We start from the raw sequence: 12622 nt of genomic DNA, 5'->3' as shown, positions 1-12622 counted from the left end.
CATGGAACTCATCCTGCTTTTCGGCGTGTTCTTCCTGTGCCTCACGGCCGGGGTTCCGGTCGCCTACTGCCTGGGCATCGCGGCCGTGACCGGCTTCCTCTACGAAGGCCTGCCGCTCTTCATCGCGTTCCAACGCATCGTCTCCGGCATCTCGGTCTTCTCGCTGCTGGCGATTCCCTTTTTCATCTTCGCGGGCGAATTGATGCTGCAAGGCGGGATCGCGGCGCGGTTGGTCAAGCTTGCGGCGGGGGCCGTGGGCTGGATGCGCGGCGGACTTGGCGTCGTCAACGTCGCCTCCTCCATGCTGTTCGGCGGCATTTCGGGGTCGGCAGTGGCCGATACCTCGGCGCTCGGTTCGATCCTGATGCCGGTGATGAAGGAGAAGGGCTATGACGGCGACTATGCCGTCAACGTCACCGTGACCTCGTCCATCGCGGGCGTGGTCATCCCACCCAGTCACAACATGATCCTCTATGCGGTTGCGGCCGGCGGCGTGCCCATCAGCCAGCTTTTCATCGCGGGCGTCGTGCCTGGCATCCTGATGTGCCTCTGCCTCGGTTTCGTGGCCTGGCTGGTTGCGGTCAAGCGCGGCTATCCGGCCGAGCCTTTCCCGGGTCTCTCCAGCCTTGCCGTCTCGTTCATCGTGGCGCTGCCGGGTCTGATGACCGCCGTCATCATCGTGGGCGGGGTTCTGTCGGGTGTGATGACTGTGACCGAATCCGGCGCTTTCGGGGCGATCTGGGCCATCCTGGTAACCGCGCTCGTCTACCGCGAACTCACGTGGGAGCGGTTCAAGGCCGCGGTCCTCGTCTCGGTGCGCACCACGGCCATGGTCATGATCCTGGTCGCCTGTGCCTCGGCCTTCGCCTATCTTCTGACGCTCAATCGCGTGCCCGACCTTCTTGCGGGGGCGGTGCTGTCGATTTCGGACTCCGAATACGTCATCCTGCTTCTGCTCAATTGCACCCTGCTGGTTCTGGGCATGATCATGGACATGGCGGCGCTGATCCTGATCACCACGCCGATCTTCCTGCCCATCGTCATCGACCTCGGCATGAGCCCGGTTCAGTTCGGCATCATCATGATGATGAACCTCGGCCTCGGCCTGACCACGCCGCCGGTTGGCGCCTGTCTGTTTGTGGGCTGCGTCGTCGGGAACGAGCGGATGGAAAACGTCGTCCGCACCATCTGGCCGTTCTACCTGGCCATCCTGTTCGCGCTGACGCTGGTGACCTATGTGCCGTTCATCTCGCTTGGTCTGGGGTCGTACCTGACGCCCTAGAGTTCCGCGATCCGGGTCAGCAGCCGTCGCAGAACGGCCTGATCCGCCGCGTCGAAGTGCGCCATCATCTGGGCGTCGAAGCGGGCCGCCTCGCGGTAGAGATCGTCGAAGACCTGTCGCCCGGTGGGGGTGAGCGACAGGGTTTCCTGCCGCCGGTCATGAGCCCGTTCAGTCCGGCCCAGATAGCGCTTCACCTCAAGCGCGCGGATCGCGCGGCTGACCTTGGTCTTGTGAATGCGGGCGCGGGCGCAGATGTCGCTGGCCGTCATGTCGCCGTAGCGGCCCAGGTGAAACACCACCCGCCATTCCGTCCGCAACATGCCGTAGCGTGACTTGTAGCAGACCTCGAACCGGCGGCTGGTCACATCTGCCGCCTGGTTGAGCAGGTAGGGCATGAAATCCTTGAGGTCGAACCCGCTTTGATCGGACATCTGGCGAAACACCTGTTGTTAGTTACAAAAGCAACTACTACTCCGAAGCAGGTTTCGAAAGGAGCATCCGATGAACCGGACCAGCGATTCCGCCACCCTGCGCACGGCCGCCACGCCGGTCGGGACCCATCCGGGCTACATGCCCGGGTTCGGCAACGACTTCGAGACGGAGGCCCTGCCCGGCGCGCTGCCGCAGGGGATGAACTCGCCCCAGAAGGTGAACTACGGGCTTTATGGCGAACAATTGTCGGGCACGGCTTTCACAGCCCCCAGTCACCAGAACGAGCGGACCTGGTGTTATCGCATCCGCCCGTCGGTCCGGCACACCGGGCGGTTCACGAAGATCGACCTTCCGTATTGGAAAACCGCGCCCCATGTGGACGCCGACATCGTCAGTCTGGGCCAGTACCGGTGGGATCCGGTCCCCCATGCCGACACGCCGCTGACCTGGCTCACGGGGATGCGCACCATGACCACGGCGGGCGATGTGAACACCCAGGTTGGCATGGCGTCCCACGTTTATCTGGTGACGGACAGCATGGTGGATGCCTATTTCTATTCCGCCGATTCCGAATTGCTGGTGGTCCCGCAGGAGGGGCGTCTGCGGTTTTGCACCGAACTGGGCGTCATCGACGTGGAGCCTCAGGAAATCGCCATCCTGCCGCGCGGTCTGGTGTACCGGGTCGAGGTGCTGGAGGGGCCGTGCCGCGGGTTCGTCTGCGAAAACTACGGCCAGAAATTCGCGCTGCCGGGGCGGGGGCCCATCGGGGCGAACTGCATGGCGAACCGGCGCGATTTCAAGACGCCCGTCGCCGCCTTCGAGGACCGCGATGCGCCCTCGACCGTCACCGTCAAATGGTGTGGCCAGTTCCACGAGACGCGGATCGGCCACAGCCCGCTGGACGTGGTCGCCTGGCACGGCAACTATGCACCCTGCAAATACGACCTGCGCACGTATTGCCCGGTCGGCGCGGTGCTTTTCGATCATCCGGACCCGTCGATCTTTACCGTGCTGACCGCGCCCTCAGGGGTGGAGGGGACGGCGAATATCGATTTCGTCCTGTTCCGCGACCGCTGGATGGTGGCCGAAAACACCTTCCGCCCGCCGTGGTACCACAAGAACGTCATGTCCGAGCTGATGGGCAACATCCACGGCATTTACGACGCCAAGCCCAAGGGCTTCGTGCCGGGTGGCCTGTCGCTGCACAACATGATGCTGCCCCATGGGCCGGACAAGACAGCTTTCGAAGGGGCGTCGAATGCCGAACTCAAGGCCGAAAAGCTGTCGGACACCATGTCCTTCATGTTCGAGACGCGCTTCCCGCAGCACCTGACCGCCTTCGCCGCGACCGAGGCCCCGTTGCAGGACGACTACATCGATTGCTGGACGTCGCTTGAGAAGAAATTCGACGGAACGCCGGGTGTGAAATGAAACTTGCCACCCTGCTTGAAGCGGGCCGCCCCGATGGCCGTCTGGTGGTTGTAGACGACGATCTGCACAGATGGTCTCCCGCCGGGGCCGCCACACTTCAGGACATGCTCGACGGGGCCGAGATCGCGCGCATCGACGAATGGCAGCCATTTGAGTCCAGCGCCTGCGCGTCGCCCCTGCCGCGCGCCTATCAGTTCCTCGACGGGTCGGCTTATCTGAATCACGTCGAGCTGGTGCGTCGGGCGCGCGGCGCGGAGATGCCCGAGAGCTTCTGGACCGACCCTCTCATGTATCAGGGCGGGTCTGACAGCTTCCTTGCGCCCGCCGAACCGATCACGGGCGATCCCGACTGGGGCATCGATTTCGAAGGCGAGATCGCCGTCATCACCGGCCATGTGCCCATGGGCGCGACGCGGGACCAGGCGCTCAAGGCGATCCGCTTCGTGATGCTTTGCAACGACATATCCCTGCGCAATCTGATCCCGAACGAATTGGCCAAGGGCTTCGGCTTCGTCCAGTCCAAACCGGCCTGCGCCTTTGCCCCCGTGGCCGTGACCCCGGATGAGCTGGATGGCTGGCACGATGGCAAATTGCACGGCATTCTGCGGATCGACCTGAACGGCGAAGCCTTTGGCCGCGTCGATGCGGGCGTCGATATGACCTTCGACTTCGGTCAACTCATCGCCCACGCCGCCAAGACCCGCGATCTTGCTGCGGGGACCATCATCGGGTCGGGAACCGTCTCCAACAAGCTGGACGGCGGGCCAGGCAAACCCGTGGCGGATGGCGGGGCCGGCTACGCCTGCATCGCCGAGCAGCGGATGGTCGAAACGATCCTGACCGGCGCGCCGAAGACGCCCTTCCTGCAACCCGGCGACCGGGTGCAGATCTGGATGGAGGATGACGCGGGGAAAAACATCTTCGGAACCATCGACCAAACAGTAAGGGCCATGAAATGACCAAGGCATTCGCGTCCCAGGGCGACCTGACCGAGAAAAAGATCACCTTCGACGAAGTTGGCCGCGACCTCTGGGCCTTCACCGCCGAGGGCGACCCGAACTCCGGCGTCATCATCGGCGACGACAGCGTCATGATCGTCGAGGCGCAGGCGACCCCGCGGCTGGCCGCCAAGGTCATCGAAAAGGTCCGCGAGGTGACCGACAAACCCATCAGCCACGTCGTCCTGACCCACTATCACGCCGTCCGCGTCCTGGGGGCCTCCGCCTATGGTGCAAGCCAGATCGTCATGTCCGAGGCGGCCCGCGCCATGGTCGCCGAACGCGGCCAGGAAGACTGGGACAGCGAATTCCAGCGTTTCCCGCGCCTGTTCGAAGGCCACGAAAGCATTCCCGGCCTGACCTGGCCCACCACCACTTTCAACGACCGCATGACGGTCTATCTGGGCCGTCGCCGCGTCGACATCATGCGCCTCGGCCGCGCCCATACGGCAGGCGACGCGGTGATCTATGTGCCCGACGCAAACGTCATGTTCACCGGCGACATCGTCGAGGATCACTCGGCCTGCTATTGCGGCGACGGGCATTTCCACGACTGGCCCGGTACGCTGGACCGGATCCGGGCCTTCGACCTCGACGCCATCGCGCCCGGGCGCGGCGGTGCCCTGATCGGGTCGGACCGGGTCAATGGCGCGATCGAGGCGACGCGCGATTTCGTCCGCTCCACCTATCGGCCCGCCGCCCGCGTGGCCCTGCGCGGCGGCACCCTGCGCGAGGCCTGGGAGGCGGTGCGCGCCGAATGCGACCCGAAGTTCGGCGACTATGCCATCTATGAACACTGCCTGCCGTTCAACGTGGCCCGCGCCTATGACGAGGCGCTGGACATCGACACCCCGCGCATCTGGACGGCGGAGCGGGACCTCGCGATGTGGGCGGCGCTTCAGGGATGAGCCGGGCGCTTGCCCAAGTGCGCCTCGCCGCGCGCAACAACGCCTGGGCCAATGCGACTTTCCTTGCGGCCCTGTCCGCACTGCCGGACGGGGCCTTTGCCGCGCCGCGACCCGGGTTCTTTCCGTCGCTGTCCCAGACCCTGAACCACATCCATGTCGTCGACCTCTTCTACCTCGACGTGCTGACCGAAGGCGGGCGGGGCAGGGCCGTCTTCGATGCGCCCGACATCCTTGACCCCGGGGCACTGGCCGACCGGCAGGCGGAGGCGGACGCGGCGCTCGTCGCCTTCTGCGATACCCTGACCGAAGAGACACTGGATCAGACGCGCCAGATCGCCCGCCGCGACGGGCCGGTGCGCGAACAGGTGGGCGAAATCCTGCCCCATCTGTTCCAGCATCAGATCCACCACCGGGGTCAGGCCCATGTGCAGCTGCACCATGCGGGCATCGCCCCGCCTCAGCTGGACGAATTCTACATGACCCAGGGGCGCATCGCTTCGGTCCGGGCCATCCGGGGCGACGGCTGAGCATGGTAGCGGCGCGATATCAGACGGCCTTCCGCCTCTATCCCTATCGCAGAGTCGCCGATCAGGGGGCCGCCGCGCGCCGCCATCCCGTCGTCATCGTGGGCGGCGGGCCTGTCGGCCTGACCCTCGCGCTGGACCTTGGCCAGCGCGGGACGCCGGTCCTCCTTCTCGACGATCACGAGGGGCCGGGGCAGGGCAGCAAGGCCATCTGTTTCGCCAAACGCACGCTCGACATCGCGCACCGTCTGGGGGCCGGGGCCGCCATGGTCGACAAGGGCGTCGTCTGGAACGTCGGGCGGGTATTTCATGCCGAGGGCGAGCTTTTCTCCTTCGATTTGCTGCCGAGCGAAGGCCATCGCCACCCCGCCTTCATCAACCTGCAACAACCTCATTTCGAACGGTTCCTTCACGAGGCTATCGAGCGTGCACAGGCCGACGGCGCGCCTATCGAGATCCGGGGTGGCAATCGCGTCACCGGGCTGGTGACCGACGACGACGGGGCGACCCTGACCGTGGACACGCCCGATGGTCCTTACGAGGTCGCGGCGCGCTATCTCATCGCCTGCGACGGCGCCCGCTCGCCTTTGCGCGACATGATGGGTCTGGGCTTTGCCGGGCGGGTGTTCGAGGACAACTTCCTGATCGCCGACGTCCGCATGAAGGCGGAATTTCCGACCGAACGCTGGTTCTGGTTCGCACCGCCCTTCAAGGACAGCGGCCAATCCGCCCTTCTGCACAAGCAGCCCGACGATATCTGGCGCATCGATTTCCAATTGGGGTGGGACATCGACCGCGACGCTGAACTCGACGAAGCGCGCATCCGCGCCCGGGTTGACGCCATGCTCTCCAGCCAGACGGGCCAGGTCCCCGACTATGACCTCGTCTGGACCTCGATCTATACGTTCCAGTGCCGCCGGATGGAGCGGTTTCGCCACGGCCCCGTCCTCTTTGCCGGCGACAGCGCGCATCAGGTGTCGCCCTTCGGGGCGCGTGGCGCGAACTCGGGGGTGCAGGACGCCGACAATCTGGGCTGGAAACTCGACCTCGTACGTCGCGGCCTTGCCGATGACGGCCTCCTCGATGGCTATGCGACCGAACGGGAAGTTGCGGCGGATGAAAACATCCTGAACTCCAGCCGCGCGACCGACTTCATGACGCCCAAGACAGGCGCCAGCCGTCTGTTCCGCGACGCCGTTCTGGACCTTGCGGGCAAGCATCCCTTCGCCCGCCCGCTGGTCAATTCGGGCCGCCTTTCGGTGCCCTGCACCTATGACGGGTTGCCGGGCTTCGGCCCAGACGCGACGGGCGGCCCCGCCCTCAGCCGCCCGGGTGCCGCCTGTCCCGACGGACCGGTCGAAGACGGGTTCCTGCTCGATCATCTGGGCGGCGATTTCGTCCTGCTGGCGCTTGGCGGCCCCGCGCCGAAACCGGTGTCGGCCCATGGCATCACCCCGCGCATCCTCCATCTGCCGCGGGTCAGTTGTGCGCTGGCCCATCGGTATCTGGGCGATGCCGAAACGGCGCTCTACCTGATCCGGCCCGATCAGCATGTCGTGGCCCGTTGGCCCGATTTCGATCCGGGTGCCGTGGCCGCGGCCCTGTCCCGAGCCCTTGGAAAGGCGTGATCCGATGCCCCTGACCCTTGCCCCGAACCTGCCCGACCCCGATGGGTTCTATGACGACCTGCTGCGCGCCCATGCAGGCCTGAGCGATGCCGAAAGCGCCGCCTTCAATGCGCGCCTGATCCTGATCCTCGCCAACCATATCGGCGACCCCGAAACCCTTCGCGCCGCCCTTCTGGCCGCAAGGTGAAGGGCGTAGGGTGCGTTCTCGAACGCACCGCACCCGCGCTTGTCATGTTGCGGCGAAACGCGAGTCGCAAAGCCTTGGAAGACCGTGAGCAGATCCAAAGGAAAATCGACGCATCAGGGGGAAGGGGTGGCGGACAGGAAGGGATTCGAACCCTCGAGACGGTCACCCGCCTACGCACTTTCCAGGCGCGCGCCTTCGACCACTCGGCCACCTGTCCGCCGGCGGGTCTAGTCAAGCGGGCCCACGGGTGCAAGGGGTCAGTGTCGAAGATGTGACCGCCGCACCCTTGCCACCCCCGATGCCCCCTGCTTTGGCTGGGGCCTGTCATCGAAAGGACACGTCCCATGCTGCTGCGCGCCGCCGCCCTTGCCCTCACCCTGGCCCTGCCTGCCATGGCGCAGGACGTTGCCGACATGGCCCCGCGCGACGGTTGGACCGTGATCCCCACTGCCCAGACCTTCGATCAACTGGTCGAGGGGACGCGCGGCGCCGCCAAGGCCGGGGGGCTTGCCGTGGTGACCATGGCCGGGCCGACGGATGCCGCCGCGCAACGCGGGATCGACATTCCGGGGAACCGGGTCATCGGGCTTTACAACAACGATTTCGCGGTGCGGGTCCTGCGGCAGAGCACGGCGGCGATGATCGAAGCGCCGATCCGCGTCTATGTGACCGAGAACGCCGATGGCACCGCCACGCTCAGCTACAAGCTGCCCTCGGCCGTCCTGGCCCCCTATATGACCGAGGCGCCGGACCTGGCGGCGATTGCCGCCGAACTCGACGCGGCCTTCGCCACCGTGGCCGCGACCGCGACGGGAAGCTAGGCTCTTGGCCGATCTGACGCCGTGCCTTTGCGCGGCCCGAAACCAATGCTAGACCCCGCCGCATGAGCCATATTCGCGCCGCCGACGCCCTTGCCCGTCGCCTTTATCTTGCCGGTTGCCGCCGTGCCTTCGGGATGCCCGGGGGCGAGGTGCTGACCCTTGTCGATGCCCTCGAAGCGGCGGGGATCGAATTCATCCTCTGCCACCATGAAAACGCGGCCGGCTTCATGGCCGAGGGCGCGCATCACGTAGACGGCGCGCCCGCCATTCTGGTCGCCACGGTGGGGCCGGGGGCGATGAACGGCGTCAATGTCGTGGCCAATGCCGAACAGGACCGGGTGCCGATGATCGTCCTGACCGGCTGCGTCGACCCGGACGAGGCAGAGACCTACAACCATCAGGTTCTGGATCATCGTGCCGTATTTGCCCCGATCACCAAGGCGACCTTCACCCTGACGACCGGTGCCGCTGCCGTGCAGGCCGACAAGGCGGTGCGGATCGCCACCGGCGGGGCCGGGGGGCGTTGCGGGCCGGTTCACATTGACGTGCCGATCTCCGTGGCCGACGCGAAGGTGTCCGACGAGATGGTCCACCGGGCCGATGCAAGCGCCGGGGCCATCGGGGCGGATGCGTTGCGCCGGGCACAGGGCTGGCTGTCTAAGGCGGAACGGCCGATCATGCTGGCGGGCCTCGATGCGGTGCGCGACGGGGCCGGGGAGGCGATCCGGGCGTTCTGCGAAACCCGTGGTGTGCCGCTGGTGACGACTTACAAGGGCAAGGGTCTGCTGGACGAGGGGCATCCGCTGGCGCTTGGCGGCGCGGGTCTGTCGCCCTTGGCGGACACCCATCTCTTGCCGCTGTTCCGACAGGCCGACCTGATCCTGCTGGCGGGCTATGACCCGATCGAGATGCGGCCCGGCTGGCGCAATGTCTGGGATTCGGCCACGCAGAACGTGATCGACATCGCCCATGACACCAATCTGCACGGCATGCACGGCGCCACGCTGGAGGTGATCGCCCCCGTCGGTGCGACGCTCGACGCGATCCGCGCCGGGGTCTCGCCGCGCGAGGTCTGGGACCTGTCCGCGACGCGGGCCGCCCTGCGGGCCGCCTTCGCCGCCAATGACTGGGGGCCGGGCGCCATCGTGGAGGTCTGCCGCGAGGTTTGCCCCCCGGGCACGATCGCGACGGCGGATTCGGGTGCGCATCGCATCCTGCTGTCGCAGCAGTGGGAGTGCGATCTGCCGCGCAGCTTGCTGCAATCGTCGGGGCTTTGCACCATGGGCTGCGCCCTGCCGCTGGCCATCGGGGCCAAGCGGGCGGCGCCCGAGCGCGCCGTGGTGGGGTTCATGGGGGACGCGGGGTTCCTGATGGTCGCGGGAGAGTTGGCCTCCGCCGCCGCTCTCGGCCTGCCGGTCGTCTTTGTGGTTTTCGTCGATCGGTCGCTGGCCTTGATCGAGCTGAAGCAGCGGCAACGGCAGATGAAGAATGCGGGCGTCGATTTCGGTGCGACGGATCACGCCGCCGTGGCGCGCGCCTTTGGCGGCAATGGCGTGCAGGTGCGCGACCGCGACGGATTGCGCGCGGCGATGCAGGAGGCGCTCGGGGCCGGGACCTTCACCCTGATCGCCTGCGAAATCGACAGGAAAGCCTATGACGGACGCATCTGACGGCCCACTGGCGGGCGTAAAGGTCCTGGACCTGAGCCGCATCCTGGCGGGACCGACCTGCACGCAATTGTTGGGCGACCTGGGGGCGACCGTCCTCAAGGTCGAGAACCCGGCGACGCAGGGGGACGATACCCGCCAATGGGGTCCGCCTTACGTGAAGAACGGCGCGGAAGACACGGATTTATCAGGGTACTTTATGTCCGCCAACCGCAACAAGCTGTCCCTGGCCATCGACATCGCCACCCCCGAAGGTCAGGCCCAGGTCCGGCGGCTGGCGGGCCTGGCCGATATCCTGCTCGAGAATTTCAAACCCGGCGGGCTGGCCAAATACGGGCTGGATTATGCGAGCCTTTCGGCCGTCAACCCGCGCCTCGTCTATGCCTCCATCTCAGGCTATGGTCAGACGGGACCGAATGCGTCCAAGCCCGGCTATGACCTGATGGCACAGGGCTATGGCGGCATCATGTCCCTGACCGGAGAGCCGGAGGGCCAGCCGATGAAGGTCGGCGTGGGCGTCGCGGATGTGATGTGCGGGATGTATGCCTGCGTCGGCATCTTGGCCGCGCTGCGCCACGCCGAGGCGACGGGTCAGGGTCAGCAGGTCGATGTCGCCCTTGTCGACAGCCAGATCGCCTGGCTCATCAACGAGGGCGTGAATACGCGGCTGAGTGGCGAGGCCCCGAAACGGCGCGGCAACGGTCACCCGAACATCGTGCCCTATGATGTCTATGCGACTGCCGATGGCCATGTGATCGTCGCAGTTGGAAATGATAGCCAGTTCAAACGGTTCTGCGACGTTCTTCATCTTTCCGAACTGCCACTTGATCCACGCTTTGCCACCAATCCGGCGCGCCTGATCCACCGCGATGCGCTGGCCGACCACCTGGTGCCTGCCATCGCCGCGCGGAGCAGCGCGCAGATGATCGAGGGGCTGGAGGCTGCCCGGGTGCCCGTCGGCCCGGTGCAGACATTGCCCGAGGTCTTCGCGACCGATCAGGCCAGGGCCCGGGGCATGACGCTGGACATGCGGGCGGGCGACACGGTGCTGCCGTTGATCGGGAACCCCCTGAAGCTGAGCGCGACACCCGTCACCTATCGCCACCCGCCGCCGCGGTTCGGGGCCAACACGCCGCTTCTGGACCGCGACGACCCATTCGACCTCACGTAAGTCGTTGAAACCGGCGGAAGCTTGCGCATGGCGGGTCTGGGATGCCCGATTTTCGCTCAAAGGTGATGACGTTGGCTCACGTGTCCGTTATGCGGCGGCTTCTTCTATAGGATGAATGCGGGCTGGCGAATAAGTGTCGTCAGACTCATCCGTCTTTTCCTTCGCCTTCCGGAGCCGCCATGTCCCGCCATGATCTTTTCGACCAGCCTGTATCTCTGACCGATGGGGCGGCTGTGGATGCGTGGAACGCCATGGTCCGCGCATTCCTGGCCCATGGGGCCGCGACACCTGTTCATCTTGGCAAATTGCTCGAGTTGGCGCCGGACTTCGGGGCCGCCTATGCGGTCAAGGGGCTGTTCTATGGCCTTCTGGGGCGTCGCGAATTGATGGCCGACGCCGAGGCGGCGCTGGCCCGGGCCGAAACCCTGCGGGATACGGCCAATCCGCGTGAACGGCGTCTGTTGGCCGCGCTGCGCCTGTTCCTGGCCAGTCAGATCACGTCGGCCATCGCCGAGCTTGAGGCAATCCTGGCCGTGGCCCCTGGCGATACGCTTGCCATGAAGCTGAGCCATGCGCTGCGCTTCGTCATCGGTGACGGCAAGGGAATGCGCCAGTCCATCGAAGCGGTGCTGCCGCACTACGGCGACGATCATGCCGGGCGCGGCTACCTGCTTGGCTGCCATGCCTTCGCGCTGGAGGAGACAGGCGACTATGCCCGCGCCGCGCTGACCGGGCGGGCCGCGCTGACGCTCGCGTCCGACGATGCCTGGGGTCTGCATGCGGTGGCGCATGTGCACGACATGACCGGCGACGCCAAAGGCGGGCTGCAATGGCTCGAGGGGCGGGAAGGGGCCTGGGCCCATTGCAACAACTTCCGCTTCCACGTCTGGTGGCACAAGGCCTTGATGATGCTGGATATCGGACGGATGGAGGACGCCCTTGACCTTTATGACGGGCATATCCGGGCCGAGAAGACCGACGATTACCGCGATATCTCCAATGCCACCTCCCTGCTCAGCCGGTTGGAACTGGAAGGCGTCGATGTCGGCCACCGTTGGGAAGAACTCGCCGATCTTGCCGAAAACCGGACCGAGGATGGCTGCCTGATTTTCGCCGATCTGCACTACCTTCTGGCGCTGACCCGGGAGCATCGTGAGGATGCGACCGCCCGCATGATGGCCCGGCTGGCCCGCGATGCCGAGCGCGGTGCAAACGAGGTTGATGCGCGAATGGCGATTCCCGGCTTGAACGCGGCCCGGGGCCTCGAGGCATTCGGCGACGGCGATTACGGCCTGGCCTTCGCCGCGCTCTCGAAAGCGCGCCCGCACATGCAGGATGCGGGCGGAAGTCATGCGCAACGCGATGTGTTCGAACGGCTGACCATCGATGCGGGCCTCAGGGCCGGGCGGTTGAGCGAAGCGGAGATCCTGCTGGCCGACCGGACGCGGCGGCGCGGCGGCCACGAAGACGGTTATGCGGCGGCGCGGCGCGCATTGATTGCACGTGCAGCAAAATCCGCTTGCCCACAGGGCGCGACTGCATAATTTGCGCGCACTGAACCCAAAGATTGCGC

12 protein-coding genes and 1 tRNA gene are annotated in these 12622 nt (G+C 66.0%); 11 read left to right on the top strand and 2 right to left on the bottom strand.

The genetic code is table 11. The annotated features are described in order from the left end of the window. Position 1 precedes the first annotated feature (1 nt). Complete coding sequence (locus BM002_RS02420; RefSeq protein WP_092776949.1) at positions 2-1282, top strand: TRAP transporter large permease; 1281 nt, start codon at positions 2-4, stop codon at positions 1280-1282. Here the strand turns inward: BM002_RS02420 and BM002_RS02415 are convergent. Further along, complete coding sequence (locus tag BM002_RS02415) at positions 1279-1713, bottom strand: MarR family winged helix-turn-helix transcriptional regulator (protein ID WP_092776947.1); 435 nt, start codon at positions 1711-1713, stop codon at positions 1279-1281. The two genes, BM002_RS02420 and BM002_RS02415, sit on opposite strands and share 4 nt — an antisense overlap. 70 nt (positions 1714-1783) lie before the next feature. Between BM002_RS02415 and hmgA the strand changes: the two genes are divergently transcribed. From hmgA to BM002_RS02385, 6 genes are read left to right on the top strand one after another with little or no spacing between them, the layout of a single operon-like run. After that, the gene (gene hmgA / locus BM002_RS02410; RefSeq protein ID WP_092776944.1) at positions 1784-3145 is read left to right on the top strand and encodes a homogentisate 1,2-dioxygenase; all 1362 of its coding nucleotides are present in this window, start codon (positions 1784-1786) and stop codon (positions 3143-3145) included. Continuing rightward, positions 3142-4104 (top strand): fumarylacetoacetate hydrolase family protein, encoded by a 963-nt coding sequence (locus BM002_RS02405; protein ID WP_092776942.1) that lies wholly within the window; start codon positions 3142-3144, stop codon positions 4102-4104. The genes hmgA and BM002_RS02405 overlap by 4 nt, the downstream gene beginning before the upstream one ends. Further along, positions 4101-5051 (top strand): MBL fold metallo-hydrolase, encoded by a 951-nt coding sequence (locus tag BM002_RS02400; RefSeq protein WP_092776940.1) that lies wholly within the window; start codon positions 4101-4103, stop codon positions 5049-5051. The genes BM002_RS02405 and BM002_RS02400 overlap by 4 nt, the downstream gene beginning before the upstream one ends. Further along, a complete protein-coding gene (locus BM002_RS02395) occupies positions 5048-5578 on the top strand; it encodes a DinB family protein (RefSeq protein ID WP_092776938.1) in 531 nt (176 codons plus the stop codon). Before BM002_RS02400 ends, BM002_RS02395 begins: the two co-directional genes overlap by 4 nt. A gap of 2 nt (positions 5579-5580) precedes the next feature. Next, positions 5581-7203, top strand: a complete 1623-nt coding sequence (locus BM002_RS02390) for an FAD-dependent oxidoreductase (RefSeq protein ID WP_092776936.1) — start codon at positions 5581-5583, stop codon at positions 7201-7203. Between the two features lie 4 nt (positions 7204-7207). Then, positions 7208-7390, top strand: coding sequence for a DUF2783 domain-containing protein (locus BM002_RS02385; RefSeq protein ID WP_092776934.1), 183 nt, complete (start codon positions 7208-7210; stop codon positions 7388-7390). A 127-nt stretch (positions 7391-7517) separates the two neighbouring features. Here the strand turns inward: BM002_RS02385 and BM002_RS02380 are convergent. Beyond that, positions 7518-7607: transfer RNA gene (locus BM002_RS02380), tRNA-Ser, on the bottom strand. A gap of 127 nt (positions 7608-7734) precedes the next feature. Here BM002_RS02380 and BM002_RS02375 point away from each other — a divergent pair. The 4 genes from BM002_RS02375 (at position 7735) to BM002_RS02360 (ending at position 12593) form a co-directional block, all read left to right on the top strand. Then, positions 7735-8211: a DUF302 domain-containing protein gene (locus tag BM002_RS02375; protein ID WP_092776932.1), complete on the top strand. Its 477-nt coding sequence runs from the start codon at positions 7735-7737 to the stop codon at positions 8209-8211. A gap of 62 nt (positions 8212-8273) precedes the next feature. Next, the gene (locus BM002_RS02370) at positions 8274-9881 is read left to right on the top strand and encodes a thiamine pyrophosphate-binding protein (RefSeq protein ID WP_092776930.1); all 1608 of its coding nucleotides are present in this window, start codon (positions 8274-8276) and stop codon (positions 9879-9881) included. Further along, entirely contained in the window at positions 9865-11049 is a 1185-nt protein-coding gene (locus tag BM002_RS02365; protein WP_092776928.1) for a CaiB/BaiF CoA transferase family protein, read from the top strand. Before BM002_RS02370 ends, BM002_RS02365 begins: the two co-directional genes overlap by 17 nt. Before the next feature lie 179 nt (positions 11050-11228). Continuing rightward, complete coding sequence (locus BM002_RS02360) at positions 11229-12593, top strand: tetratricopeptide repeat protein (protein ID WP_092776926.1); 1365 nt, start codon at positions 11229-11231, stop codon at positions 12591-12593. The last annotated feature ends 29 nt before the right edge of the window (positions 12594-12622 follow it).

Origin of the sequence: Jannaschia pohangensis, from assembly GCF_900113875.1 — a bacterium.
In the GTDB taxonomy this organism is placed as follows: domain Bacteria; phylum Pseudomonadota; class Alphaproteobacteria; order Rhodobacterales; family Rhodobacteraceae; genus Jannaschia; species Jannaschia pohangensis.
The sequence above is the reverse complement of the archived record's forward strand: the minus strand, read 5'-3'. Positions and strand labels throughout refer to the sequence as shown.

Excerpts from the sequence above, each read along its gene's own strand:
- BM002_RS02385 (WP_092776934.1), top strand. The coding sequence starts at position 7,208 with ATGCCCCTGACCCTTGCCCCGAACCTGCCCGACCCCGATGGGTTCTAT.
- BM002_RS02395 (WP_092776938.1), top strand. The coding sequence starts at position 5,048 with ATGAGCCGGGCGCTTGCCCAAGTGCGCCTCGCCGCGCGCAACAACGCC.
- BM002_RS02420 (WP_092776949.1), top strand. The coding sequence starts at position 2 with ATGGAACTCATCCTGCTTTTCGGCGTGTTCTTCCTGTGCCTCACGGCC.
- BM002_RS02365 (WP_092776928.1), top strand. The coding sequence starts at position 9,865 with ATGACGGACGCATCTGACGGCCCACTGGCGGGCGTAAAGGTCCTGGAC.
- BM002_RS02415 (WP_092776947.1), bottom strand. The coding sequence starts at position 1,713 with ATGTCCGATCAAAGCGGGTTCGACCTCAAGGATTTCATGCCCTACCTG.
- BM002_RS02375 (WP_092776932.1), top strand. The coding sequence starts at position 7,735 with ATGCTGCTGCGCGCCGCCGCCCTTGCCCTCACCCTGGCCCTGCCTGCC.
- BM002_RS02390 (WP_092776936.1), top strand. The coding sequence starts at position 5,581 with ATGGTAGCGGCGCGATATCAGACGGCCTTCCGCCTCTATCCCTATCGC.
- BM002_RS02405 (WP_092776942.1), top strand. The coding sequence starts at position 3,142 with ATGAAACTTGCCACCCTGCTTGAAGCGGGCCGCCCCGATGGCCGTCTG.
- BM002_RS02400 (WP_092776940.1), top strand. The coding sequence starts at position 4,101 with ATGACCAAGGCATTCGCGTCCCAGGGCGACCTGACCGAGAAAAAGATC.
- hmgA (WP_092776944.1), top strand. The coding sequence starts at position 1,784 with ATGAACCGGACCAGCGATTCCGCCACCCTGCGCACGGCCGCCACGCCG.
- BM002_RS02370 (WP_092776930.1), top strand. The coding sequence starts at position 8,274 with ATGAGCCATATTCGCGCCGCCGACGCCCTTGCCCGTCGCCTTTATCTT.
- BM002_RS02360 (WP_092776926.1), top strand. The coding sequence starts at position 11,229 with ATGTCCCGCCATGATCTTTTCGACCAGCCTGTATCTCTGACCGATGGG.